The 22,367-nt window shown below is 72.3% G+C and carries 21 protein-coding genes; 5 read left to right on the top strand and 16 right to left on the bottom strand.

Going from position 1 to position 22,367, the window contains the following annotated elements; genetic code table 11:
- Positions 1 to 70 precede the first annotated feature (70 nt).
- The 6 genes from ACFY2Z_RS04200 to ACFY2Z_RS04175 all read right to left on the bottom strand — a co-directional run bounded on the left by ACFY2Z_RS04200 (position 71) and on the right by ACFY2Z_RS04175 (position 7,376).
- Positions 71 to 2,200, bottom strand: coding sequence for a 3-hydroxyacyl-CoA dehydrogenase NAD-binding domain-containing protein (locus ACFY2Z_RS04200; protein WP_390742629.1), 2,130 nt, complete (start codon positions 2,198 to 2,200; stop codon positions 71 to 73).
- Positions 2,197 to 3,414, bottom strand: coding sequence for an acetyl-CoA C-acyltransferase (locus ACFY2Z_RS04195; protein WP_355906125.1), 1,218 nt, complete (start codon positions 3,412 to 3,414; stop codon positions 2,197 to 2,199). The genes ACFY2Z_RS04200 and ACFY2Z_RS04195 overlap by 4 nt, the downstream gene beginning before the upstream one ends.
- A gap of 364 nt (positions 3,415 to 3,778) precedes the next feature.
- Complete coding sequence (locus ACFY2Z_RS04190) at positions 3,779 to 5,053, bottom strand: ribonuclease D (protein WP_390742628.1); 1,275 nt, start codon at positions 5,051 to 5,053, stop codon at positions 3,779 to 3,781.
- A gap of 235 nt (positions 5,054 to 5,288) precedes the next feature.
- The gene (locus ACFY2Z_RS04185) at positions 5,289 to 5,951 is read right to left on the bottom strand and encodes a response regulator transcription factor (protein ID WP_003993737.1); all 663 of its coding nucleotides are present in this window, start codon (positions 5,949 to 5,951) and stop codon (positions 5,289 to 5,291) included.
- Between the two features lie 310 nt (positions 5,952 to 6,261).
- Positions 6,262 to 6,930, bottom strand: a complete 669-nt coding sequence (locus ACFY2Z_RS04180) for a DUF3000 domain-containing protein (RefSeq protein WP_390742627.1) — start codon at positions 6,928 to 6,930, stop codon at positions 6,262 to 6,264.
- Positions 6,906 to 7,376: a hypothetical protein gene (locus tag ACFY2Z_RS04175; protein WP_390742626.1), complete on the bottom strand. Its 471-nt coding sequence runs from the start codon at positions 7,374 to 7,376 to the stop codon at positions 6,906 to 6,908. Before ACFY2Z_RS04175 ends, ACFY2Z_RS04180 begins: the two co-directional genes overlap by 25 nt.
- Between ACFY2Z_RS04175 and hemE the strand changes: the two genes are divergently transcribed.
- Entirely contained in the window at positions 7,366 to 8,433 is a 1,068-nt protein-coding gene (hemE, locus tag ACFY2Z_RS04170) for a uroporphyrinogen decarboxylase (RefSeq protein WP_390742625.1), read from the top strand. The two genes, ACFY2Z_RS04175 and hemE, sit on opposite strands and share 11 nt — an antisense overlap.
- A gap of 19 nt (positions 8,434 to 8,452) precedes the next feature.
- On the opposite strand, the gene ACFY2Z_RS04165 is transcribed toward hemE, so the two are convergent.
- Complete coding sequence (locus ACFY2Z_RS04165; protein ID WP_390742624.1) at positions 8,453 to 9,271, bottom strand: rhomboid family intramembrane serine protease; 819 nt, start codon at positions 9,269 to 9,271, stop codon at positions 8,453 to 8,455.
- A 125-nt stretch (positions 9,272 to 9,396) separates the two neighbouring features.
- Between ACFY2Z_RS04165 and ACFY2Z_RS04160 the strand changes: the two genes are divergently transcribed.
- On the top strand, positions 9,397 to 9,738 hold the full coding sequence (locus tag ACFY2Z_RS04160; protein WP_390742623.1) for a hypothetical protein: 342 nt from the start codon (positions 9,397 to 9,399) through the stop codon (positions 9,736 to 9,738).
- A gap of 49 nt (positions 9,739 to 9,787) precedes the next feature.
- Here ACFY2Z_RS04160 and ACFY2Z_RS04155 read toward each other — a convergent pair whose 3' ends face one another.
- Positions 9,788 to 11,185 (bottom strand): FAD-dependent oxidoreductase, encoded by a 1,398-nt coding sequence (locus ACFY2Z_RS04155; protein ID WP_390742622.1) that lies wholly within the window; start codon positions 11,183 to 11,185, stop codon positions 9,788 to 9,790.
- 129 nt (positions 11,186 to 11,314) lie between these two features.
- On the opposite strand from ACFY2Z_RS04155, the gene hemG reads away from it, so the two are divergent.
- Complete coding sequence (gene hemG / locus ACFY2Z_RS04150; protein ID WP_390742621.1) at positions 11,315 to 12,772, top strand: protoporphyrinogen oxidase; 1,458 nt, start codon at positions 11,315 to 11,317, stop codon at positions 12,770 to 12,772.
- Between the two features lie 4 nt (positions 12,773 to 12,776).
- Positions 12,777 to 13,508 (top strand): hydrogen peroxide-dependent heme synthase, encoded by a 732-nt coding sequence (hemQ, locus tag ACFY2Z_RS04145; RefSeq protein ID WP_390742620.1) that lies wholly within the window; start codon positions 12,777 to 12,779, stop codon positions 13,506 to 13,508.
- Positions 13,509 to 13,614: 106 nt separating this feature from the next.
- On the opposite strand, the gene ACFY2Z_RS04140 is transcribed toward hemQ, so the two are convergent.
- On the bottom strand, positions 13,615 to 15,033 hold the full coding sequence (locus ACFY2Z_RS04140; RefSeq protein ID WP_390742619.1) for a DUF692 domain-containing protein: 1,419 nt from the start codon (positions 15,031 to 15,033) through the stop codon (positions 13,615 to 13,617).
- 360 nt (positions 15,034 to 15,393) lie between these two features.
- Here ACFY2Z_RS04140 and ACFY2Z_RS04135 point away from each other — a divergent pair, with 360 nt between their 5' ends.
- The gene (locus ACFY2Z_RS04135) at positions 15,394 to 16,305 is read left to right on the top strand and encodes a glycosyl hydrolase family 16 (protein WP_390742618.1); all 912 of its coding nucleotides are present in this window, start codon (positions 15,394 to 15,396) and stop codon (positions 16,303 to 16,305) included.
- 45 nt (positions 16,306 to 16,350) lie between these two features.
- Here the strand turns inward: ACFY2Z_RS04135 and ACFY2Z_RS04130 are convergent, their stop codons facing one another.
- From ACFY2Z_RS04130 to ACFY2Z_RS04100, 7 genes are all read right to left on the bottom strand, one after another.
- Entirely contained in the window at positions 16,351 to 16,644 is a 294-nt protein-coding gene (locus ACFY2Z_RS04130; RefSeq protein WP_311699751.1) for a hypothetical protein, read from the bottom strand.
- A gap of 66 nt (positions 16,645 to 16,710) precedes the next feature.
- On the bottom strand, positions 16,711 to 17,460 hold the full coding sequence (locus tag ACFY2Z_RS04125) for an aminoacyl-tRNA hydrolase (RefSeq protein ID WP_390742617.1): 750 nt from the start codon (positions 17,458 to 17,460) through the stop codon (positions 16,711 to 16,713).
- A gap of 75 nt (positions 17,461 to 17,535) precedes the next feature.
- Positions 17,536 to 18,378 (bottom strand): polysaccharide deacetylase family protein, encoded by an 843-nt coding sequence (locus tag ACFY2Z_RS04120; protein WP_390742616.1) that lies wholly within the window; start codon positions 18,376 to 18,378, stop codon positions 17,536 to 17,538.
- Positions 18,379 to 18,530: 152 nt separating this feature from the next.
- The gene (locus ACFY2Z_RS04115; RefSeq protein WP_390742615.1) at positions 18,531 to 19,586 is read right to left on the bottom strand and encodes a slipin family protein; all 1,056 of its coding nucleotides are present in this window, start codon (positions 19,584 to 19,586) and stop codon (positions 18,531 to 18,533) included.
- Between the two features lie 168 nt (positions 19,587 to 19,754).
- Entirely contained in the window at positions 19,755 to 21,212 is a 1,458-nt protein-coding gene (locus tag ACFY2Z_RS04110) for a SulP family inorganic anion transporter (RefSeq protein ID WP_390742614.1), read from the bottom strand.
- Positions 21,213 to 21,220: 8 nt separating this feature from the next.
- Positions 21,221 to 21,802, bottom strand: coding sequence for a carbonic anhydrase (locus tag ACFY2Z_RS04105; RefSeq protein WP_311699756.1), 582 nt, complete (start codon positions 21,800 to 21,802; stop codon positions 21,221 to 21,223).
- Between the two features lie 149 nt (positions 21,803 to 21,951).
- Entirely contained in the window at positions 21,952 to 22,335 is a 384-nt protein-coding gene (locus tag ACFY2Z_RS04100; RefSeq protein WP_390742613.1) for a hypothetical protein, read from the bottom strand.
- Positions 22,336 to 22,367: the final 32 nt, after the last annotated feature.

Below are 22,367 nucleotides of genomic sequence, written 5' to 3'. Positions count from 1 at the left end.
CGAAGGGCCTCCGCACGATGCGGAGGCCCTTGTCATGTACGGCGGTTGCCGGCGGGATCGGCTACGGCGGTTACGCCGGGACCGACGCCAGGCCCTGCTCCAGGAACCTCTTGCCGTTCACGCGCTCGGAGACACCCTCGCGGTCCAGGTACGGCGTGATGCCGCCCAGGTGGAAGGGCCAGCCGGCGCCCGTGATCAGGCACAGGTCGATGTCCTGGGCCTCGGCCACGACGCCCTCGTCGAGCATCAGACCGATCTCCTGCGTGACCGCGTCCAGCACCCGGACGCGGACCTGCTCCTCGGTCAGCACCGAGTCGCCCTGCTTCAGCAGCGCGGCGACCTCCGGGTCCAGCTCCGGCTTGCCGCTGTCGTAGACGTAGAAGCCGCGCTTGCCCGCCTCGACGACCGCCTTGAGGTTCGCGGAGACCGTGAAGCGGTCCGGGAACGCCTTGTTGAGGGTCTCCGAGACATGCAGACCGATCGCCGGGCCGACCAGCTCCAGCAGCACCAGCGGGGACATCGGCAGGCCCAGCGGCTCGACCGCCTTCTCCGCGACCTCGACCGGGGTGCCCTCGTCGATGACGTTCTGGATCTCGCCCATGAAGCGGGTGAGGATGCGGTTCACGACGAACGCCGGGGCGTCCTTGACCAGAACCGCGGTCTTCTTCAGCTTCTTGGCGACGGCGAACGCCGTGGCGAGCGACGCCTCGTCGGTCTTCTCGCCGCGGACGATCTCCAGCAGCGGCAGCACCGCGACCGGGTTGAAGAAGTGGAAGCCGACGACCCGCTCGGGGTGCTGCAGCTTCGACGCCATCTCAGAGACCGAGAGGGAGGAGGTGTTGGTCGCGAGGATCGCGTGCGCGGGTGCGACCGCCTCGACCTCGGCGAACACCTGCTGCTTGACCGACATCTCCTCGAACACGGCCTCGATCACGAAGTCCGCGTCCGCGAAGCCCTCGGCCTTGTCCAGGACACCGGAGACCAGCGCCTTGAGGCGGTTGGCCTTGTCCTGGTTGACGCGGCCCTTGGCGAGCAGCTTGTCGATCTCGGCGTGGACGTAGCCCACACCCTTGTCGATGCGCTGCTGGTCGATGTCCGTGAGGACGACCGGGACCTCGAGGCGGCGCAGGAAGAGCAGGGCGAGCTGCGAGGCCATCAGACCCGCGCCGACCACGCCCACCTTGGTGACCGGACGCGCCAGGCTCTTGTCGGGGGCGCCCGCCGGACGCTTGCCGCGCTTCTGTACGAGGTTGAACGCGTAGATGCCGGAGCGCAGTTCGCCGCCCATGATCAGGTCCGCGAGCGCCTTGTCCTCGGCGTCGTAGCCCTGCTGGAGGTCGCCGTTCTTGGCCGCGGCGATGATGTCGAGCGCGCGGTAGGCGGCCGGGGCCGCGCCGTGCACCTTGCTGTCGGCGATGAAGCGGCCCCGGGCGACCGCCTGGTCCCAGGCCTCGCCGCGGTCGATCACCGGGCGCTCGATCTCGATCTCGCCCTTGAGGACGGACGCCGTCCAGATCAGCGACTGCTCCAGGAAGTCGGCGCCCTCGAACAGGGCGTCGGCGATGCCCAGTTCGTAGACCTGCTTGCCCTTGAGCTGCTTGTTCTGGTTGAGCGAGTTCTCGATGATGACCGAGACGGCCTTGTCGGCGCCGATCAGGTTCGGCAGCAGGGCGCAGCCGCCCCAGCCCGGAACGAGGCCGAGGAACACCTCGGGCAGGGAGAACGCCGGGAGGGCCGCGGACACCGTGCGGTAGGTGCAGTGCAGGCCGACCTCGACGCCGCCGCCCATCGCCGCGCCGTTGTAGTACGCGAACGTCGGGACGGCCAGCTTCGACAGGCGCTTGAAGACCTCGTGGCCGCCCCGGCCGATGGCCAGCGCGTCCTCGTGCCGCTTCAGCAGCTCGACGCCCTTGAGGTCGGCGCCGACCGCGAAGATGAACGGCTTGCCGGTGATGCCGACACCGACGATGCCGCCGTCCGCGGCCTCCTTCTCGACCTGGTCGATCGCGGTGTTGAGGTTCGCGAGCGACTGGGGGCCGAAGGTGGTCGGCTTGGTGTGGTCCAGGCCGTTGTCGAGGGTGATCAGGGCGAAGCGCCCGGCGTTCAGCGGCAGGTCGAAGTGGCGTACGTGCGCCTGCGTGACGACCTCGCCGGGGAACAGCTCGGCCGCACCCTTCAGCAGCTCAGCGGTGGTGCTCACTTGTCCCCCTCGAAGTGCGGGTTCTCCCAGATGACCGTCGCGCCCATGCCGAAGCCGACGCACATGGTGGTGAGGCCGTAACGGACCTGCGGCTGCTCCTCGAACTGGCGGGCCAGCTGCGTCATCAGACGGACGCCGGAGGAGGCGAGCGGGTGACCGAAGGCGATGGCGCCGCCGTACTGGTTGACGCGCTCGTCGTCGTCCGCGATGCCGTAGTGGTCCAGGAAGGCCAGGACCTGCACCGCGAAGGCCTCGTTGATCTCGAACAGGCCGATGTCGGAGATGGAGAGACCCGCCTTGGCGAGAGCCTTCTCCGTCGCCGGGATCGGGCCGTAACCCATGACCTCCGGCTCGACGCCCGCGAAGGCGTAGGAGACCAGACGCATCTTGACGGGCAGGCCGTTCTCGCGCGCGAAGTCCTCGGAGGCGATGATCGAGGCGGTGGCGCCGTCGTTCAGACCGGCCGCGTTGCCCGCGGTGACCCGGCCGTGGACGCGGAAGGGCGTCTTGAGGTTCGCCAGGTTCTCCAGCGTGGTGCCCGGGCGCATCGGCTCGTCGGCCGTGACCAGGCCCCAGCCCGTCTCGCCGGCCTCGGGGCTGGTGCGGCGGACCGAGATCGGCACCAGGTCCTGCTGAATCTTGCCGTTGGCGTACGCCTTGGCGGCCTTCTCCTGCGAGCGCACCGCGTACTCGTCGGCACGAAGCTTGGTGATGTGCGGGTAGCGGTCGTGCAGGTTCTCCGCCGTCATGCCCATGAACAGCGCGGACTCGTCGACCAGCTTCTCGCTCACGAACCGCGGGTTCGGGTCGACGCCCTCGCCCATCGGGTGGCGGCCCATGTGCTCGACACCACCGGCGATGACGGCGTCGTAGGCGCCGAACGCGATGGAGCCCGCCGTGGTCGTCACGGCCGTCAGCGCGCCCGCGCACATACGGTCGATGGAGTAGCCGGGCACCGAGGTCGGCAGGCCCGCGAGGATGCCCGCGGTGCGGCCGAGGGTCAGGCCCTGGTCGCCGATCTGGGTGGTCGCGGCGATGGCGACCTCGTCGATCTTCTTCGGGTCGAGACCCGGGTTGCGGCGCAGCAGCTCCCGGATCGCCTTCACGACGAGGTCGTCGGCGCGGGTCTCGTGGTAGATGCCCTTCGGGCCCGCCTTGCCGAACGGGGTGCGGACGCCGTCGACGAAGACGACGTCCCTGACGGTACGAGGCACGATGGCTCTCCTCCAGGGTGCGGGATGGCACTGCTGCGACACGCTGAGCGCGCGCTCAGCACCATGCTACTTGTGGGTAACCAAGCTGCCCACCCCCGCCGGGCCAAGCGGTGAAGGTCACACCGCCGGCGCCGGAGCGGAAAGTGAGGAGAGGGGCAGGAGGGTGGAGAGCAGGGGGGCGCTTTGGAGGGGGGCCGGTTGGCGTGATGCCGACGCGACCACTGGGCTTCCGGGGGCCCACAGGGTGGCGCGTTCATGCCGGTCCGGCGGTCGCGTGCGGGGTCGCGGCCGCGTTCGTACGGTGGCGGGGCGGCGCGTGGCCGCGCCCGCGTCCTTCGGCCGGGGGCGTCTTGCCCCAGTCGCCTCAGCCGTTCACGGACAGCGCGGTCACCAGCGCCGGGGTGACCTGCTCGACCTGCCAGGGCCGGGCGCCGTAGCCGGTGAGCACGGTCGTGACCGACGTGGCGTCAACCGGCTTCGGGGGCTCCCAGCACAGGCGCCGTACGACGTCCGGAGAGATCAGGTTCTCCTGCGGCATGGAGAGCTGCTCGGCGAGCGTCGAGATCGCGGCGCGCGCGGCGGACAGCCGGGCCGCGGCCGCCGGGTCGCGGTCGGCCCAGGCCCGCGGCGGCGGGGGACCGGCCACCGGCTGCCCGGGCTGCGGCAGCTCGGCCTCCGGCAGTGCCCTCGCCCGGTCGATCGCGGCCTGCCACTGCTCCAGCTGGCGCCGGCCCATACGGTGACCGAAACCGTTCAGCGAGGCCAGGGCGTGCACGTTCGGCGGCAGAGCCAGCGCGGCCTCGACGATCGAGGCGTCCCCGATCACCTTGCCCGGCGAGACGTCGCGGCGCTGGGCGATCCGGTCCCGGGTCTGCCACAGCTCGCGGACGGCCGCCATCTGCCGGCGGCGGCGCACCTTGTGCATCCCGGACGTACGGCGCCAGGGATCCCTGCGCGGCTCGGCGGGCGGCGCGGAGGCGATCGCCTGGAACTCCTGCTGGGCCCAGTCCAGCTTGCCCTGCCGGTCCAGCTCCTTCTCCAGGGCGTCCCGCAGGTCGACGAGCAGCTCCACGTCGAGGGCGGCGTAGCGCAGCCACGGCTCGGGCAGCGGCCGGGTCGACCAGTCGACGGCCGAGTGCCCCTTCTCCAGGACGAAGCCCAGGACGCTCTCCACCATGGCGCCGAGGCCCACCCGCGGATACCCGGCGAGGCGCCCCGCCAGCTCGGTGTCGAACAGGCGCGTGGGCACCATGCCTATCTCGCGCAGACAGGGCAGGTCCTGGGTGGCGGCGTGCAGCACCCACTCCACACCGGCGAGCGCCTCGCCCAGGCCCGACAGATCGGGGCAGGCCACCGGGTCGATCAGTGCCGTGCCCGCGCCCTCGCGGCGCAGCTGGACCAGATAGGCGCGCTGGCCGTACCGGTAGCCGGACGCGCGTTCGGCGTCGACGGCGACGGGGCCGCTGCCGGCGGCGAACGCGGCGATCACCTCGGCGAGCGAGGCCTCGTCGGCGATCACGGGCGGAATGCCGTCGCGCGGCTCCAGCAAAGGGATCGGCGCTGCTTCGACATCGTCCGGAGGGGCGCCTCCGGTGGTTCGCAGTGGGCTGTCTGCTGCGGTCTCTTGGGCGTCGGTCACCTGTCAAGGGTATCCGTGCGTGGACGGCGCCCGACGACGGAACGTTCCGTCGTCGGGCGCCGGAGGGGCGTAAACCAGTCACGTGTGAGACATGGTGGCGTGCTCTTCCCGTGCTCGCGGGCGGCGCGGGGCGGGTGCGTCCAGGGGATGGTCGGTGATCCGGATTCGTGTCGGCGGCGGCTCGGTGTCGGCACGGCCGGGGTGTGGGGTGCGGGGACGGGGGGTCGGGGGCGGGTCAGTGGATGATGCCGGTGCGCAGGGCCACCGCCACCATTCCGGCGCGGTCGCCGGTGCCCAGCTTGCGGGCGATGCGGGCGAGATGACTCTTGACGGTCAGCGCGGACAGGCCCATGGAGACGCCGATCGCCTTGTTCGACTGGCCCTCGGCGACGAGGCGCAGCACCTCGACCTCGCGGCCGGACAGCTCGCGGTAGCCGCCCGGGTGGCTCGGGGCACCCGGGGGGCGGCGGTGCAGACGCGCGGCCGCGGCGCCGATGGGGGCGGCGCCGGGCCGGGTGGGGAGCCCGACGTTCGTGCGCGTACCGGTGACGACGTAGCCCTTCACACCGCCCGCGAGGGCGTTGCGGACCGCGCCGATGTCGTCGGCGGCGGACAGGGCGAGACCGTTGGGCCAGCCCGCGGCTCGGGTCTCCGACAGGAGGGTGAGGCCGGAGCCGTCGGGGAGGTGGACGTCGGCGACGCAGATGTCACGCGGGTTGCCGATACGGGGGCGGGCCTCCGCGATCGACGACGCCTCGATGACGTCGCGCACTCCGAGCGCCCAGAGATGGCGGGTGACGGTGGAACGGACCCGAGGGTCGGCGACGACCACCATGGCGGTCGGCTTGTTCGGGCGGTAGGCGACCAGGCTTGCGGGCTGCTCGAGGAGAACGGACACCAGGCCTCCTGGGGGTGCGGGACGGGGCCGGCTCTGGGGATGAAGCCGGGACGAACCGTGCTTTCAAGGTCACAGTCGTCTTCGGCATCAAACCCGTGCTCCTTTAGAGAATGATCACGATTTGGTGAGTAACAATCCGGGCAATTCGGATGCGCGAGCGATCAAGGGAAGATCGAAAGGGTTCGGTACTTTATGGATAGGGGGCCGAAAGTGGTCGTATCGACAAAGAGACGGCAAGGATGGTCAAGTCGGGGTTGACAAGATCGAGGCCTACGCGCGTGTGACCTCCACTGCACTCGTCGCCGGGGCGTCAGCGAGGCTGCGGCCCCCGTCGCTGCGGCAGCGACACCACCGACCCGTCCCCCGGGGCCGCCGGGGGCAGACCCGCCACCTGTGCCAGCAGCTCGCACCAGGAGGCCAGATGGGCGGCGGTGTCCGGAACGCCGCCGAGACCCTCACGCGGTGTCCAGGAGGCGCGGATCTCGATCTGCGAGGCGGCCGGCCGGGCGGCGAGCCCCCCGAAGTAGTGCGAACTCGCGCGCGTGACGGTGCCGCTCGGCTCGCCGTACGACAGCCCGCGGGATTGCAGGGCGCCGGTCAGCCAGGACCAGGACACCTCGGGCAGCAGGGGATCCGCGGCCATCTCCGGTTCGAGTTCCGCGCGCACCAGGGTGACCAGACGGAAGGTGCCCTGCCACGCCTCGTGCCCGGCGGGGTCGTGGAGCAGGACGAGACGCCCGTCGGCCAGATCCTCGTCCTCCTGGACGACCGCTGCCTCCAGGGCATAGGAGAACGGCGCCAGCCGCTGCGGCGGGCGCGTTGGCTCGACCTCGATCTCGGCCCGAAGGCGCGCGGTCCTCAGCGCGTCGACGGCGGCACGGAAGGGCGCCGGAGCCTTATCCCTCCCATCCGGGTCCTCCTCCTGCGCGTCGTCCGTTCCGCCAGCGCCGTCCGTCAGTCGTCCCTGAGCCGCAGCCATGCGGGGAAGAGTAAGGGGAAGAAAGCGCGTTCGCAGGGAGAGACACCCGAAGCCGACGGCGGTTTGGCGGGGAACGGCGCGGTGTGGTTGCGGCCGTCGGCGCCGGGGCACCACCGCGCGCCGGGTGCGAGGTCCGACAGCTCCGCGCCCCGGTGCGGGCGGGCCCCCTGCTGGGTGCCGCCGACCCGGGACAGGGGCGGGTCGGCGCCGGGGCACCACCGCGCGCCGGGTGCGAGGTCCGACAGCCCCGCGCCCCGGTGCGGGCGGGCCCCCTCCTGGGCGCCGCCGACCCGGGACAGGGGCGGGTCGGCGCCGGGGCACCACCGCGCGCCGGGTGCGAGGTCCGACAGCTCCGCGCCCCGGTGCGGGCGGGCCCCCTGCTGGGTGCCGCCGACCCGGGACAGGGACGTCGGTGCGGCGTGCGAGACTTTTCGGGTGAGTGCCAATGACCGCCCCGCGACGGGCCAGCCGACAGCGACGTACGACTCCGCCTTCCTGAAGGCGTGCAGGCGCGAGCCCGTGCCGCACACGCCGGTGTGGTTCATGCGACAGGCGGGGCGCTCGTTGCCCGAGTACCGCAAGGTGCGCGAGGGCATCCCCATGCTGGAGTCCTGCATGCGGCCCGAGCTGGTCACGGAGATCACGCTCCAGCCGGTCCGCCGGCACGGCGTGGACGCGGCGATCTACTTCAGCGACATCGTCGTCCCGCTCAAGGCGATCGGTGTCGACCTCGACATCAAGCCGGGCGTCGGCCCCGTCGTCGCGCATCCGATCCGCACCCGCGCCGACCTGGCCCAGCTGCGCGATCTGACCCCCGAGGACGTCTCGTACGTCACGGAGGCCATCGGGATGCTCACCGGCGAACTGGGCGCGACCCCGCTGATCGGCTTCGCGGGCGCCCCCTTCACCCTCGCGAGCTACCTCATCGAGGGCGGCCCCTCCCGGACGTACGAGCACACCAAGGCGCTCATGCACGGCGACCCGCAGCTGTGGGCCGACCTGCTGGACCGGCTCGCGGAGGTCACGGCCGCCTTCCTGAAGGTCCAGATCGAAGCGGGCGCCTCGGCCGTCCAGCTCTTCGACTCCTGGGCCGGCGCCCTCGCCCCCGTGGACTACCGCCGCTCGGTGCTGCCCGCCTCGGCCAAGGTCTTCCGCGCCGTCGAGGGGTACGGCGTGCCCCGAATCCACTTCGGTGTCGGCACCGGTGAGCTGCTCGGCCTCATGGGCGAGGCCGGCGCGGACGTCGTCGGTGTCGACTGGCGCGTCCCGCTCGACGAGGCGGCCCGCCGCGTCGGCCCCGGCAAGGCCCTCCAGGGCAACCTCGACCCGGCGATCCTCTTCGCCCCGACGGAGGCCGTCGAGGCGAAGACCCGGGAGGTGCTGGACGCCGCCGCGGGCCTCGAGGGCCATGTCTTCAACCTCGGCCACGGCGTGATGCCGTCCACCGACCCCGACGCCCTCACCCGGCTCGTGGAGTACGTCCACACGCAGACGGCCCGCTGACCGTCCCCCGCCCGCCCGTTCACCACCCGGGCCGCGCCTGCCTGCCCCAGCTCAGGCCGCGCGGCTCGGGCGGCGCCGGGGTGCCCGAGCGCAGCGGCCAGGCCAGGATCATGCCGACGAGGAAGCCCACCACGTGGGCCGCGTACGCCACGGTGCCGGCGCTGGAGACGCCCTGGCCGGACGAGTAGAACGCCTGCAGCACGAACCAGAAGCCCAGCACGATCCACGCGGGCAGCCGCAGCGGCAGGAAGAGCAGGAACGGGACCAGGATCCAGACCCTGACCCGCGGATACAGCACCAGATACGCGCCGAGCACGCCCGCGATCGCACCGGACGCGCCGATCAGCGGGTCGCCCGAGGTGTCGTTGAGAAGGGCGAAGCCGTAGCCGGCCGCGTAGCCGCACGCCACGTAGAAGAGCGCGAAGCGGATGTGGCCCAGGCGGTCCTCGATGTTGTTGCCGAAGATCAGCAGGAACAGCATGTTGCCCAGCAGATGAAGCCAGCTGCCGTGCAGGAACATCGACGTGAAGACGGACGCCGGCGGCGACTTGTGATAGCCCGGCGGGGCCACCACGCAGCCCGGGCCGTGCGGGCCGACGCCCGTCGCGCCCGTGGGCACGAGTCGTGGCAGTTGATCGTGGATCAACTCCCGTGGCACCGCCGCGTAGTGGTCCAGGAACGCCTGGAGATGACACAGCTGGGACAGGTCGCTCTGGCCCGCCACCGAACTCGCTATGCCGGGGGTGAACAGGAAGACGACGAAGTTGGCGGCGATCAGCGCGTATGTCACATAGGGCGTGCGTCGCACCGGGTTGACGTCATGAACAGGAATGACCACAAGCAAGTAGTGCCCGGGATACGACCGGCGAACCGGTGAACACGGTGCTCCGGCCGTGCGTATGTCTCCTCAACCGCCCGCGGTGCGGGGAAGGCGTGTCGCGGGGACGACGTGAGGAACAGGCGATGAACGACCGAGTTACTCCTCCGATACACGCCCTGCCAGACGGTGAGGCCGAGCTGGCGCTCGTGATCCGTCTGCCCTGGGAGGACGTGGCCCGGCTGGGCCAGGAGGCCGGGCGGCTGGCGTCCCAGATGCAGCGTCCCGTGACCCTCGACGAGGCCGTCAGCCACCGGCTGCGCTCCACCCGGGCCGGCGCCGCGCACGCCAAGCCCGCCGTGCAGCCCCAGCCGGCCGCAGTGACCTCCAGCGCGTCCGTGTCCTCGCTGCCGCCGCGCCCGCCGGCCGAGCAGGCCCGGCAGGCGATCGAGCGGATCAACGGGGTCGGCCAGCACGAGACGGCCTGACCGGACGGGAACCGCGACCGGTGGCCGCCGGTCGCGCGGTCTCCCGCCCCTACCGGGGCACCTCGGCCACCGCCGCGGCCGCCTTGCGCGCGGCCACCAGGACCGGGTCCCACACCGGGGAGAACGGCGGCGCGTAGCCCAGGTCGAGGGCCGTCATCTCCTCCACAGTCAGCTGTGCCGTCAGCGCCACCGCCGCGATGTCGACGCGTTTGGCCGCGCCCTCCCGGCCGACGATCTGGACTCCGAGCAGCCGCCCCGTACGACGCTCGGCGAGCATCTTGACGGTCATGGGGGCGGCGTCGGGGTAGTAGCCGGCGCGGCTGGTCGACTCGATGACGACCGTCTCGTACTGCAGCCCGGCCCGCCGCGCGTCCTTCTCCCGCAGCCCGGTGCGCGCGATCTCCAGGTCGCAGACCTTGCTCACGGCCGTGCCGACCACGCCCGGGAACGTGGCGTAACCCCCGCCCACATTGGTGCCGATGACCTGGCCGTGCTTGTTGGCATGGGTGCCGAGCGCGATGTGCCGCATCCGCCCCGAGACCAGGTCGAGCACCTCCACACAGTCGCCGCCCGCCCAGATGTTCTCGTGGCCGCGCACCCGCATCGCCAGATCGGTGAGCAGCCCGCCGTGCGCGCCGAGCGGCAGACCGGCCGCCTGCGCGAGCGCCGTCTCCGGGCGTACGCCGATCCCGAGGATCACCACGTCGGCCGGGTACTCGGCCGCGTCCGTGCCGACCGCCCGCACCCGGCGTCCCGCGCCGTCTCCCGTGAGGATCTTGGTGACCTCGGCGTCGTTCACCATGGTGATCCCCAGTCCCTCCATGGCACGGTTCACCAGCCGGCCCATGTCCGGGTCGAGGGTCGCCATGGGCTGGCTGCCACGGTTGACGACGGTGACCTCGTAACCGCGGTTGATCATCGCCTCGGCCATCTCCACGCCGATGTAACCCGCGCCGACGACCACCGCGCGACGCCCCGGCGTGGCGGCGAGCGAGTCCAGCAGGGCCTGGCCGTCGTCGAGTGTCTGCACCCCGTGCACCCCGGGCGCGTCGGCGCCGGGCAGATCGGGACGGATCGGGCGGGCGCCGGTCCCGATCACGAGCTTGTCGTACGACGTCCACGACTCGGCCCCGGAATCGACGTCCCGCGCGCGTACCCGGCCCCGAGCGACATCGATCTCGGTGACCTCCGTCCGCATCCGCAGATCGATGGCGCGTGCGCGGTGCTCCTCAGGCGTACGGGCGATCAGCCGGTCCCGGGAGTCGACATCGCCGCCCACCCAGTACGGGATGCCGCACGCCGAGTACGAGGAGAAGTGGCCGCGCTCGAACGCCACGATCTCCAACCGGTCGGGACCCCTGAGGCGGCGTGCCTGCGATGCGGCGGACATGCCCGCCGCATCGCCGCCGATGACGACGAGGCGCTCTTTCGTACGGCTCATGCTCATGCGAACACGCTACGAGGACACGGCACCTTTGGCCGGATCCGGATCCGGCCCCGGTGCGGTGACGATCAGGCCCCACGGGAACACCTGGCCCCTGCGGGGCCGTCGGTGGTGTCTGAGAGGCTGGGGGACATGAGCGCACTGCACGCCCGCGCGGACGCGGGGCACGTCGTCGTCATCGGAGGCGGGATCGCGGGGCTGGCCGCCGCCCACCGGCTGCTGGACCGGGGCGCGCGGGTGACGGTCCTGGAGGCGTCGGACCGGCTCGGCGGCAAGCTGCTGCCCGGCGAGATCGCGGGCGTGCGGGTCGACCTCGGGGCCGAGTCGATGCTGGCCCGGCGCCCCGAGGCGGTGGCGCTGGCCCGTGCGGTGGGCCTCGGGGACCGGCTCCGGCCGCCGGCCACGGCGACCGCCTCGATCTGGACCCGCGGCGCCCTGCGGCCGATGCCCAAGGGCCATGTCATGGGCGTCCCCGGCACCGCGTCCGCGCTCCTCGGCCTCCTCTCCGACGAGGGCCTGCGCCGCATCGAGGAGGACGCACACCTGCCGCGCACGGAGGTCGGCGACGACGTCGCGGTCGGGGAGTACGTGGCGGACCGCCTCGGCCGCGAGGTCGTCGACCGCCTGGTGGAACCCCTGCTGGGCGGGGTGTACGCGGGCGACGCGTACCGCATCTCGATGCGCTCGGCGGTACCGCAGCTCTTCCAGGCGGCGCAGTCCCACGACTCGCTGACGGAAGCCGTCCGCGACATCCAGGCGAAGACCGCCGCGGCCGTGCAGGCGGGCCCGGTGTTCATGGGCATCGAGGGTGGCGTCGGCCGGCTTCCGCAGGCCGTCGCGGAGTCGGTCCGGGCCAGGGGCGGCGAGATCCTGCTGAATTCCGTCGTGGACCGGCTGCACCGCACCGGCGAGGGCTGGCAGGTCCTGGTCGAGGACCGTCTGTACGAGGCGGACGCGGTGGTCGTCGCCACCCCCGCCCCGCAGGCCGCCCGCCTGCTGCGCACCGCGTCCCCCGAGGCCGCCGCCGAACTGCGCGCCGTCGAGTACGCCTCCATGGCCCTGGTCACCCTCGCCTACCGCCGCGCCGACGCCGACCTTCCCGACGGCAGCGGCTTCCTGGTGCCGCCGGTCGACGGACGCACGATCAAGGCGTCGACCTTCGCCTCCCGGAAGTGGGGCTGGATCGCCGACGAGAACCCCGACCTGCTCGTCCTGAGGACGTCCGTCGGGCGGTACGGGGAGACCGAGATCCTCGATCACGAGGACGCCGACCTGGTGGCCGTCTCGCGCAGCGACCTGTGGGAGGCGACCGGTCTGGACGCCACCCCGGTGGAGACCCGCGTCACCCGCTGGACCGACGGCCTGCCCCAGTACCCCGTCGGCCACCACGCGCGCGTGGCCCGCGTCCGCGAGTACGTCGCGAAGCTCCCGGGACTGGCCGTCTGCGGTGCGGCGTACGACGGGGTCGGCATCCCCGCCTGCATCGCGAGCGCGTACGCGGCCGTCGACCAGCTGGGCGGCGATCTGCGCGGCGTGCAGGAGCTCACCGCCAACCCGGTGCAGAGCCTCCACGGCGGAGCGGGAGAATAGGCACATGAGTGACGACGCCCCCACCACCGAGTCCGGCAGGATCCCGAACAAGGGCAAGCTGGCCAAGGACCTCAACGAGGTCATCCGTTACACGCTGTGGTCCGTCTTCAAGCTGAAGGACGTGCTGCCCGAGGACCGCGCCGGGTACGCCGACGAGGTCCAGGAGCTGTTCGACCAGCTCGCCGCGAAGGACGTGACCATCCGCGGTACGTACGACCTGTCGGGCCTGCGCGCCGATGCCGACCTCATGATCTGGTGGCACGCGGAGACCAGCGACCAGTTGCAGGATGCGTACAACCTCTTCCGCCGCACGAAGCTGGGCCGCGCCCTCACCCCGGTCTGGTCGAACATGGCGCTGCACCGCCCCGCCGAGTTCAACCGTTCGCACATCCCGGCGTTCCTCGCCGACGAGACGCCGCGCAACTATGTGAGCGTCTACCCGTTCGTGCGCTCGTACGACTGGTACCTGCTGCCGGACGAGGACCGCCGCCGGATGCTCGCGGACCACGGCAAGATGGCCCGCGGCTACCCGGACGTGCGCGCCAACACGGTCGCCTCGTTCTCCCTCGGCGACTACGAGTGGGTCCTCGCCTTCGAGGCCGACGAGCTGCATCGCATCGTCGACCTCATGCGCCATCTGCGCGGCTCCGAGGCCCGGATGCACGTCCGCGAGGAGATCCCCTTCTTCACCGGCCGCCGCAAGTCGGTGGCCGAGCTGGTCGCCGGTCTCGCCTGACCGCGGCGCAACCGCGCCGGGCACCCCGGGGTGCCCGGCGCGTCAGCCCGTCACGGGGGGAGGCGGACTGGACGTGGCGGGCGGCAGCGGCGTGCGGTCGGGAGTGCTATCGGGGCCGGGGTGACACCGAGCCGGGGCCCGTGAGTCGTACGACTCGGGAGACTCGGTGCCGCAGCAGTGCCCGGCGGGCGGCCCGCGCCAGCCGGGCCGCGGGATGCCGGGACGGCGGGGTGGGCCCCGAGCGCTCCAGCCACCAGTCGCGCAGCCGTCGCCGCGCCCCCTCGTCCTCGGGGAGCCCGGTCCGCAGCAGGTGCTCGGCGAAGTCGAGGGCGTCGCGCCGGTAGCCCCCGGTCATCGGACGGCTCTGGGCGTAGTCCAGGAAGACCCGCCGGTACGCCTCCCCGAGGATCACCGGCAGTTCGGGCGCGACCTTCGCGACGACACCGGCCCGCTTGGCGGCCAGGGCGCGCGCCTGCACCCCGAGCCGTACCCGGTCGAATCCCTCGGGCACGGGAGTGCCGGCGACAAGGCAGGACAGCAGCGCGGCCTGCGCGAGCGCGAGCCGCTCACGCGCGGCGGCGCCACCACGACCGCCACCGTCTCCTTCACGGCCGGATCCCGGGCCCAGGCGTGCTGCCGACTTGCCCGGTCCCGTGTCCCTCGCCGACTCGTCCGTACCCGTCTGGCCCGCCGACCGGGTTCCCGCCTTCTCGACCGTCCGCCGGATGGCGGACAACTCCCGCTCCAGTTCGCCCTGTTCGGGGAAGTCGTCGTCGCGCTCCAGAAGTACCCCGGGCGGGGTGGCGCGGGACGCGAGGTCGGCCAGGATGTCGAGCACCGGTTGCGGCACCGGGTGGGCGTGGCTGTCGTGCCAGACGCCGTCGCGTTCGAAGCCGCCCGCGACATGGACGTACGCGATGGCCTCGACGGGCAGCTCGTCCAGCGCCTTGGCCGGGTCCTCGCCCCGGTTGACATGGTTGGTGTGCAGATTGGCGACGTCGATCAGGAGTCGTACGCCGGTACGGTCGGCCAGGTCGTACAGAAACTGTCCCTCGGTCATCTCCTCGCCCGGCCAGGAGATCAGCGCCGCGATGTTCTCCACGGCGAGCGGCACCGGAAGCGCGTCCTGGGCGATGCGCACGTTCTCGCACAGGATGTCCAGCGCGTCGCGCGTGCGCGGGACCGGGAGCAGATGGCCCGCCTCCAGCGCCCGCGAGGCGGTCAGCGGCCCGCCGGCCCGTACGAACGCGATGTGCTCGGTGACCAGCGGCGAGCCCAGGGCCCCCGCGCACTCCGCGAGCGCGACCAGCCGTGCCTCGTCGGGGCGGTCCGCGCCGCCGAGACCGAGGGAGACACCGTGCGGGACGACGGTGACCCCGCGCTCGCGCAGACGCACCAGCGACTCGGGGAGGTGACCGGCGCACACGTTCTCGGCCACGGTCTCGACCCAGTCGATGCCGGGCATCCGCTCCACGGCGTCGGCGATCTCCGGCCGCCACCCGATGCCCGTACCCAGACGCTCCATCGTCCCCTCCTCCGCCATGGATCACCCGGCGCGCTCTCGCCCGGCCGCCGCCCCCGGCCGGCCCCGTGGTTCCCGCCCCGTCCCCGCCCCGCCCGTCCCCGTCGACGACCGTCACTGCCGGTGTGACGGAGTGATGGCCCCGGCCCCCGAGGCCGAACCCTCCCCGAGGACCTTCAGAGCAACATTTGAGGTTCCGCCCGGCGCCCGCCGCCCAGCTCGCCGCCCGCCGCCGGACGTTCTCCGAGCCCCCGCCCCCACTTCCACTCCAACGGAGGGCACTACGGCACGCGGCACCCAGGAAGAGCTGCTGGTGACCATGCGGCCTCTCGCGGCCGAGGCCCACCCCTACCTGGAGGAACCGTGATCACCCGTCCCCACAGGCACCGCCGGCGCGGTGCGGTCGCTCTCGTCCTGGCCGCCCTCGTGACCTCCCCCGGCGTGGCCCCGGCGCACGCGGCCGCGCCGTCGCAGGACGCCTGTCACACCGTGGGCGACTCGATGCCCCACGGTGACTGCGGGCCCTTCCGCCAGGTCTTCGCCGACGACTTCAACGGCCAGTACGTGCCGCTCGGGGCCTTCACCGGCTGTGCCGGGGACGGCGACTTCCACTGCGCGGGCCTCAGGATGTTCGGCGCCGTCTACCAGCAGTTCGGCGCCTATCCGCGCGGCTGGTACGACACGGCCAACCCCAAGAACCACTCCAACGGCAACACCCGCACCTTCGGCGGCGAGTACCGCGCCGACGACACCACCTGGATCGGCCCGTCCTCCAGCGGCGACGGGCAGCTGCACGTGCGCATGTACCGGCCGCCGGTCGGCGACAACCATGTGTCCGCGCCGGTGCCGCTGGGCTGTATGAACATCCGCTACGGCAAGTTCAGCGAGCGCTGGCGTGTGCACGGCACACTCGACGGCTACAAGATGGCACATCTGCGCTACGCCGGAAGCGAGATCGACTTCCCCGAGGCAGGCGAGAACTTCGCCTACGACCCGATCAGTGCCTTCGTCCACGGCTTCCGCGAGTACAACGCCGACGTCTTCGGCCGCTGGACCGACTGGCACACCAGCACCTACGAGATCACCCCGTCGGGCGTCACCTTCTACCTGGACGGCAGGAGGATCGGCGGAGTGTCGGGCGACAACCCCGACGCCACGCCCTGGGTGCTCCAGAACGAGTCGAGCCTCGGCGGTCACTACGCCGCCCGGGGCTCTTCCGTCCAGATCGACACGACCTGGCTGACCTGCTACCGATACCAGGCGGCGCGCGGATGACCCCGGCGCGGGATGGGGTGGGAGAAGCGGACCGGACACTCTCCGTCACACGGTGTGGATGTCCGGCCGGACCTCCACGATGATGTCCGCGTCCGCCGCCTCGCCCTCCTCCTCGCGCCAGAGGAAGACCCGTACGTGCTTGGCCCGGGGCTGGCCGCACGCCTTCCACTCGGTCATCAGGTCGGCGACGACGAGGGCGACGGCGTACTGGGCGCCCTCGCTCGAGTCGGCGGCGCTGATCGTGCCCCGCCACCGTGCGGGGTCGCTGCCGTAGGGGCGCCATCCCTCCGAGCCGTGCGGCTCGAACACCCGGTACACCCAGTCCGTCTCGGTGCCCATAACGCCGATCCTGTCACCAAGGCGTTCCCGGTGCCGCATCGGAGGGACGGCGCGCGCCGCGCGCGGTCAGCGCCGGTGCAGGGCCGGGTGGTCCGCCACCACCGTGCAGCTGCCGGGGGCGATCTCCGTGAAGCCGGCGTCTCGCACCAACGGCAGCCCGGACGCGGTCAGTTCGGCCCAGCGGGCCGGAGGAGCGGTGCGGACCTGGAGCGGGAAGCCGGCGTCGCGCCAGGCGGCGCGCTCGTCGTCCGGCAGGTCCCACCAGGCGAGCTGCGCGCCGTGACCGGCCTGGGCCATCGCCTTGCCCGCGGACATCTCCAGGTCGGGGTTCAGCCACAGGACCGGCGTCGACGGCTCCGGCTCGAGAGGCGGCTCCGGGTCGTCGAGGTCCGTGCCCGAGACCTGGAGCCGGGCCAGGTCCTTGGGCCAGCCGTCCAGTGGTACCGGCGGGAAGACCCGTACCTCGGCGGACTTGCCGGTGATCGTGATGCCGGGCAGTGCCCCGGCCCGGAGCCACTCCGCGCCGCGCGCCCGGCGCACCACCTTGCGGATCCGCGCGTCCTGCCAGTCCCGCATGGCCTGGGCCCACTCGCCCTCGCCCAGCGAACGCGCGTCGCTGAGCATCACGAGCACGGCGCGCGCCGCGGTCTCGAGCGCGTCCGTACGCGCCGGGGGAGCGGCCCGCTCGATGCGCACCACCAGCGGCATGACGAACTGCGGAGCCTCGTCGCGCGCGGTGCGCTCGGAGCGGAAGGGGCTGTCCTGGCCGTCGTGCGGGGAGTCCGCCGACGTTGCGGGGGTCTGGTCACTGCTCACGACGCAAGTGTGCCAGGACGGAAGATCGGGTCATCGGGTGAGTCGTCCTCCGGCGCAGGTGGCGGCCGCCTGGGCCTACCGGCGTCCGCTCGGCGCTCCGACCAGCTCGGAGACCTTGACGAAGCGGTAGCCCCGTTTGCGCAGCTCGGGCACCAGCTTGCGCACCGCCGGTTCGGTCACCGGCGCGGCGCTTCGCGTGCAGTGCATGATCACCACGGAGCCGGGCCGCACCCCCCGCAGCACCCGTCGCGCCACCGCGCCCGCGTCCGCGGCGAGCGCGTCCCCGCTGACCACGTCCCATTGGATCGCGGTGATCCCGAGCGGGCTGAGCGCGCGCAGGGCGCGGTTGTCGTAGCAGCCGCCGGGAAAGCGGAAGTACCGCATCGGGCGGGCGACGCCCGCCTTGCGGATCGCCGTGAAGGCGCGCTCCACGTCCGCGCGCATCTTCGCCGCGGGCAGCACCGGCAGCCCGTAGCAACTGTCGGTGAACGAGTAGTGACTGTAGGAGTGGTTGGCGACCTCGAAGAGCGGATCCCTGCCGATGTCCCGGGCCTCTCCGGGGTACTGGTCGGCCCATCGGCCGGTCATGAACAGGGTGGCCGGCACCTTCAGCTCGCGCAGCGCCTCGATCAGCTCGGGATTGTCGAAGTGCTCGCCGTGCGCCGCCCGCGGCCCGTCGTCCGCGGTCATGTCCGCGTCGAAGGTGAGGGCGACGGTCTTCTTCTGTGTCCGCGCGCTCATGAAGACCGGCGTCAGTCCGGGAGACCCGGGCCCGGGCAGCGGCATCCCGGAAACGGCCGTCCAGGGCGACGCCGAGGACGGCGCCGACGGCCGTCCGAGGCCTTGCGGGGCTCCGCAGGCGGCCAGGACGGCGCCGCACGCCCAGACGGCGGCGATCCGTCGTACAGGAGAGATCACCGCACCAACGTACGGTCGCGCCTACGAGGAGATCGGTCCCGGCGCCGGTGCGCCGGGCCGGTACGACGGCGAAGTCACCTGGCTGGGCTGCAGCGGACGCCCGGCTCGGTCGACCCCTCGGAAGGGAGCCGGCCGAGGCGGGCGGCGCAGGGTCACTTGTCGCGGCTGGCCGAGGCGGGGGCGGGGGCCGACGGCACGTCCTCGGTCGGGGGCTCCGCCCACAGCTCCGGAGGGGCCTCGCCCGAGGGGGTCGAGGCACCTTCGCCGAGGGGGACCTGGGCGAGCCCGTGCGCAGGCGCCGAGGTCGCCTCCGCCGCGGCTGCCTCCGGCTGCTGCGGTGCCGTCCCGTCCGCCGGCGCCGACGGGTTCTCGGCCGGCTGTTCCGGAGCGTCGGAGGCCGGCTGCTCCGGCGCGTCGAGGGCCGAGTGCGCCCCGTCCTGCCCCGTCGCGCCCTGCGCCCGCTCCAGGAACCGCAGCAACTCGACCGGAAACGGCAGGACCAGCGTGGAGTTCTTCTCCGCCGCGACCGCCACCACGGTCTGCAGCAGCCGCAGCTGGAGCGCGGCGGGCTGCTGCGACATCACCCCGGCGGCCTCCGCCAGCTTCTTGGACGCCTGGAGTTCCGCGTCCGCGTTGATGACGCGCGCCCGGCGCTCTCGGTCCGCCTCCGCCTGACGGGCCATCGACCGCTTCATCGTGTCGGGCAGCGACACGTCCTTGATCTCGACCCGGTCGATCTGCACGCCCCAGCCCACGGCCGGGCTGTCGATCATCAGCTCCAGGCCCTGGTTGAGCTTCTCCCGGTTGGACAGGAGATCGTCCAGATCGCTCTTGCCGATGATCGAGCGCAGCGAGGTCTGCGCCATCTGCGAGACCGCGAACCGGTAGTCCTCGACCTGGATGACCGCGTTCGCCGGGTCGATCACCTTGAAGTAGACGACGGCGTCCACGCGTACCGTCACATTGTCCCGAGTGATGCCCTCCTGCGCCGGGATCGGCAGCGTCACGATCTGCATGTTGACCTTCTGCAGCCGGTCGACGAAGGGAACGATCACGGTGAAGCCGGGCGGCCTCGCCGGACCGAGCAGCCGCCCGAAGCGGAACACGATCCCGCGCTCGTACTGCTTGACCACCCGGGCCGCCGCGGACACGTACACGAGCCCCACGGCGCCGAGTCCGACCAGCGCACCCACCAGCTCCGAGAGCATGACGACCTCCTCACCGAGAGGTCCGGTGCAACCTGTGCACCCGGCATATCCGGATGCATCCGCACTTGCCTCACAATCACGATAATTCCGTCGAGGTCCACGAAGCGAGGGCCCGCCGGTGCGGCACCGGCGGGCCCTCGTGGGTCGGGGTCCGGAGCGGCCCTGGGGTCAGCCGCCGGACGTCAAGCGGACGGGTTCCGTCCCTGCCGCGCTGTGCCGTTCCGCCCAGTTCTCCAGGGCCGTACGACAGGCATGGTCCAGATGATGCAGCCCGGCCAGATCGAGCTGCACCGGCCGGTCCTGCGGCAGCGCCTCCAGGCTGTCGAGGATCTTCGGCAGCCGCAGGAACGTCGCATTGCCCGACAGATACGCCTGCACGGGGCCCGCACCCTTGTCGATGACCTCCAGCCGGACGTGCGAGGCCTCCCACGCCGTCTTCAGCACGGCCAGCGCGAGCCCGATGAGCACGCCCTCGAACATGCTGATCGCCACGATGGACACCGCGGTGACCAGCAGGATCAACGCCTCGCCCCGGTGCTCGCGCCACAGGGCCACGAGCGGCCGTACGGGGACGAGTTTGGCGCCGGAGTACACGAGAACACCGGCCAGCGCCGGGATCGGTATGTACGCCAGCGCGGACGGCAGCAGCGCCGCGAACAGCAGCAGCCACACTCCGTGCAGCACCCGTGACGCCTTGGTGCGGGCCCCCGCCTGGACATTGGCCGCGCTGCGCACGATCACCGCGGTCATCGGCAGCGCCCCGAGCAGCCCGCACACCGTGTTGCCGGCGCCCTGTGCCATCAACTCCCGGTTGTACTGCGTGCGCGGACCGTCGTGGAGCCGGTCCACCGCGGCGGCGCTGAAGAGGGACTCGGCGGACGCGATCAGTGTGAACGCGACGATCGTGCCGAGCAGACCCGGGTTCGCCAGCTCGCCGAAGGCGCTCGGGGAGGGCGGCTGGACCGAGCCGAGCAGCCCCTTCACCTCGACCGTGGCCACCGGCAGTCCGAGGGCCACGCCGGCGAGGGTGGCGAGGCCGACCGCGGCGAGCGGACCGGGCACCGTGCGCACCGCGCGCGGCAGATGCTTCCACAGCACGAGGACGGCGATGGTCCCCGCGCCGAGGGCCAGGGAGGCCGGCGCCCGGGTGCTCGACGCGGCGTCGATCAGTGCCCCGGGCAGTCCGGCTATCTTGCCCGGGCCCGAGGCCGGGGCCTTCGCCCCGAGCACGGAGTACAGCTGGCCCGCGATCAGCACCAGGCCGATGCCGGCCAGCATGCCCTCCACGACGGAGACCGAGATGGCGCGGAACCAGCGTCCGAGCCGCAGCGCGCCCATGAGCAGCTGGAGCACGCCGGTGGCGAGCACGATCACCCCGAGCTGCGGCAGTCCGAACTCCCGTACCGCCTCGAAGACCAGCACGGTCAGCCCGGCCGCGGGCCCGGACACCTGGAGGCTGCTGCCGCGCAGTACTCCGGTGACCAGGCCGCCCACGATGCCGGTGATCAGGCCCAGTTCGGCGGGCACGCCGGAGGCGACGGCCACGCCCACGCACAGCGGGAGCGCGACCAGGAAGACCACGAGTGAGGCGGTGAAGTCCTGCCTGAGGTAGGGGAATTTGCTCATCGGGCCGCTCACAGGGCTTCGAAGGTGTCGGTGGCGCTGCGGTGTTCGTGCACGGCTCCGGTGTGCACCTCGTAGTACCAGCCGTGCAGGCGCAACAGGCCCGCGGTCAGCCGCTGTTCCACACACGGGTAGGACCGCAGGCGCAGCAACTGCGCGAGCACGTGGTTCTGTACGGCGTCCGCGACCGCCGGGTCCTCAGCGTCGGCCGCCCGCGGTTCGGGCGCGGCGTGCGCCAGCCAGTCGCGCACGGCGGGGACGGCGGTCAGGTCGTCGCCGCGCACCAGCGCGCCGACAGCACCGCAGTGGGAGTGGCCGCAGACGACGACGTCCCTGACGCCGAGCACCTCCACGGCGTACTCGATGGTGGCCGCCTCGCTGGTGGGATGCTCGGAGGCGTACGGGGGCACGATGTTGCCCGCGGTGCGCAGTTCGAAGAGTTCACCGGGCCGGGCTCCGGTGATCAGCGCGGGTACGACCCGGGAGTCGGAGCAGGTGATGAACAGGACCTGCGGGGACTGGCCCTCGGCCAGCCGGGCGAACTCCTCGGGGCGCTGTCCGTGCGCACGGGCGTGATCGATGAGGGGTTGCATTGTCAGTTCCTCCTGGCGCGCTTCGTTCGGCGCGTCGGCGTACGAGAACGTGGCATATGCGGGTACGGCGACATGGCCCCACGTCGACGCGCTCGGCCAACGTGGCGTGGTGAGGGGATGGCGCTGTCAGTCCGTACCGGACGGATGGCTCAGCAGCGGAACACCTGGAGTGCCGCGGGAGTGTGAACCATCGAGGGTCTGGATATGTGCCGCCCGGCGGGCCGGGCGGCCGGGGCGTCGCACTCCGACGACGCCGGCGCGGGGTTCCCCGGCACTGGTTCCACGGCCGTGCGATGGCGGTCGCGGGTGCGCGGCGGGGCGGCCGGGACCGCCGGGTGCCGGGTCCCGCCGCGCAGGACGGCCTCGTCCGAGTCGTCCGCGCGCTTGTGCATGACCGGCTCCGGGGAGCCGGCGGCGGTCAGCTGGGTCCGGTGCGCGGAGGCGAAGGAGGGGGTGGGCGCGACGAGCTGCAGGGCGAGCAGGAGAGCGGACAGCGCCGTCAGCACCCACCGGACCGTCGTGCCGCGAACCATGCGCCCCCCTTCCCGCTGCGTGCGTGCGTCAC

This window comes from Streptomyces sp. NPDC001222 (assembly GCF_042896945.1).
GTDB classification, from domain to species: Bacteria; Actinomycetota; Actinomycetes; order Streptomycetales; family Streptomycetaceae; genus Streptomyces; species Streptomyces gibsoniae.
The sequence above is the reverse complement of the archived record's forward strand: the minus strand, read 5'-3'. Positions and strand labels throughout refer to the sequence as shown.